General features: G+C 62.5%; 1 pseudogene. It reads left to right on the forward strand.

Annotation, left to right across the window (positions count from 1 at the left end):
- Nucleotides 1-2955 (forward strand): annotated as a pseudogene (locus V6M52_RS15050) (hypothetical protein); the annotation flags it as partial.

Genomic DNA, 2955 nt, shown 5'->3' on the forward strand with positions numbered 1-2955 from the left:
CATTATTGTCGTGCTGCTTCTGGTATGCAGCAGTTTTCTGTATTGGGTGGTGGCCACGCCTTCAGGCAGCCGATGGGCCGTCGTCACGGCGGCCGAGCAGCTGGGCGGCACGGTGGCCGGTGTGTCGGGAAGCATCTGGGACGGCCTTTATGTCGACGACTTCGATGCCGGCTTTCCCGGCGCCGACGTCAAGCTGGGGCAGTTCCATTTGAAGGCGCGCTGGCCGGAACTGTTGCAGCGGCGCCTGCATGTGCAGGAGCTGACCGCCGAATCAGTCACGCTCAACCTTGCTCCCAGCCCCGACGAGGCGCCGGGAGACCCGTTTTCCATGCCTGCTCTGCCGTTCAGTATTGCCATTGACCATCTGGCCCTGGATGAACTGATCGTCCATCAGAACGGCGACCCCATTCCGATGACTATCCGCGATCTGTCTACTTCGATTGCGCTGGATCAGGATGGCGGGCAGTTGGTCATTCGTAGCGTGGAGCTCGGACATGAACAGGGGTTGGCCACGTTCGAAGGCGAGCTCGAGGTGCTGAGCCTGAGCGATCCATGGCCAAGCCGGGCGCATCTGACCACACAAGCGGTGGGCCTGACGGCCGATTCTCCGCTGTGCCTGAACCGTTACCTGCCATCTCTGCCGGCCAAGAAAACCGAGCCGCAGTCGGGGACCATCATTGCCCCGGCGCAAGAAAGCAAGGGCGCTCCATGTACGCTGGACATCAATACGACGATAAAAGGAAGCATGGAGGCGCTGGACGTCGTCATCCAGGGCACCGGCCAGGGCATGAGCCTGGACGCGGATATATCGCTTGCTCCCCGGGCGGCCTTTCCGCTTAAGGGAGGGGAAGTGGCTTTGGAACTGGCCGATGGCTCGTCATTGCACGGCGATCTGGATTGGTCTTCCGGCCTGGCGGATGACGTCATCCTGGACCACATCGTGGGCACTTTGCGCACAGAGAAACTGGATATCGGCCAGTTGGTAGGCGACTCCATACCGCCTGCCGTCATCACGACTTCGGCCGATTTCGATGTAAAACTGCGCGACCGCAGTGAAGTGGTGTCCGGCGATGTGGCCTTGAACTTCGCCGAGGGCTCGCATTGGAACAAGCAGCCGCTTTCCGGCCACTTGAAGGGCAGGGTCGTCAACGCGGCATCGCCCACGAGCGAGGCGGCAACTCCCCCAACGCCGTCTTCTGCATCTACGCCATCCTCCAAGCCCGCTGCGGGGCCGACGCCTACCCCGGCGGCCCCGCCGCAGCCGGCCGGCACAACACCGCCGGCGCGTGCGCTATGGGAGACGCTGCAGTTGGCGTCGCTGAACATGGACCTGCGTCTGGGCAAGAATCATCTTCGCGCAGAAGGCGCGCTGGGATCGATCGAAAATGATCTGACGCTGGACGTGACGGCACCCGATCTGGCGGCGTTCTGGCCGGGTGTCGGCGGCGGTGCGAGTGTTAAAGGTTTGGTGGCTGGCACGCTGCCGCATCACCGGGCACAGCTTGCGGCCCAATATACGCCCGAGAAGAGCAAGCCCGGCCAGGTCGGCAGCGCAGCGCTGAAGGTCGATATAAAGCTGGAAGGCGCCTGGGACAAAGGGCCCGTGGAGCAGGGAAGCGTTCAGGGCTGGCGCGGAAAAATTTCGTCGCTGGACATCGACCATGCCGGACTGGGCCTGCACTCCGATTCGGTCACTGCGCTCAGCTTTCTACCGGGCCAGGTAGCGCCGGCGTGGCAATGGCAGGTGGGCGCCACGCAGCTCGATTTCCTGTTGAACTCGCGAACTTTGTTTACCTTGAATCATCAGGGTTCGCGAGGCGGGCCGGGGCGCTGGGAAACCCAGGGCGCGATTGCCAGCTTGCCGGTCTCGGCAAGCCTGGTCGACCAATTGCGCAAGAAGGTGGATGCCCAGGCGAAGGAAGAAGCCGATCGCGGGGGCATCAAGATCAAGGCCAATCAGGGCGATGACAAGTCCGAAGTCGTATTCGCCCTGGACTGGGATCTGAAGTTTGCCGGTGCGCTGGCGGGCCGTGCGCATATCGAGCGGGTTTCCGGCGATGTCATGGTTCCCGCCGAACCGGCATTCCCGCTGGGGCTGCAAGCATTTTCCCTGGACGTGAATGCCAGGCCCACCAGTGGCGCAACCAGCCGCTTGACTGCGGATCTGGACCTGAAGACTGCGCGCATGGGCCAGGTTTCGGCCAGCGCCCAGACCTTGATTCATGCCACGCCGGGCGGCGGCATTGTGCTCAACCCCAAAGACGTCAAGACGGTCAAACTCAATGCCAATATCGACGACCTGGGCTGGACCAGTCTTTTCCTGGACGACACGATGGAGTTGGGCGGAGCCGTGCAGGCAGACGTCCAACTGCAAAGCAAGCCGGATGGCACCTGGAACAGCACGGGCACCATCTCGGGCCAGAAGATACGCCTGATCCGTATCGATGACGGCATACGTTTGCTGGACGGCACGCTGGAAGCCCGATTGCAGGATGAGCGCCTGATCCTCGACAGCCTGAGTTTTCCGGCGCTGCTGCGGGTTGAGCCCCGGGAATGGCGCACAGCGGAATGGCTGAAGACCAATCCCGAGGCCAAGGGCGGCAAACTGACGATCACCGGCGACTGGAACTTGTTCGAGTCCAGCGGGATCATCGATCTGGATATCTACCGCTACCCCATTTTGCAGCGCTCGGACCGCTATGCCATGATCACCGGCAAGCTGCGCCTGGCCATCGAGCTGCCCAAGATAGCCATCAATGGCGCCATCACGGCCGATGCGGGGTGGTTCGATCTGGATATGCTGGGCGGCATCCCGACGGTCGACAGCGACGTGGTGGTGGTGCGTCCGGGCGAGAGCATCGAGACGCTGCCCCTGCGCATCTGGAACGACCTCAATACGAGCGTCGGCAATCTGGCGGCAGCCATCGCCTTTCAGGAAGAGCGCAGGATGCTCGT

It is taken from the genome of Devosia sp. (genome assembly GCF_036676215.1).
GTDB lineage: Bacteria > Pseudomonadota > Alphaproteobacteria > Rhizobiales > Devosiaceae > Devosia.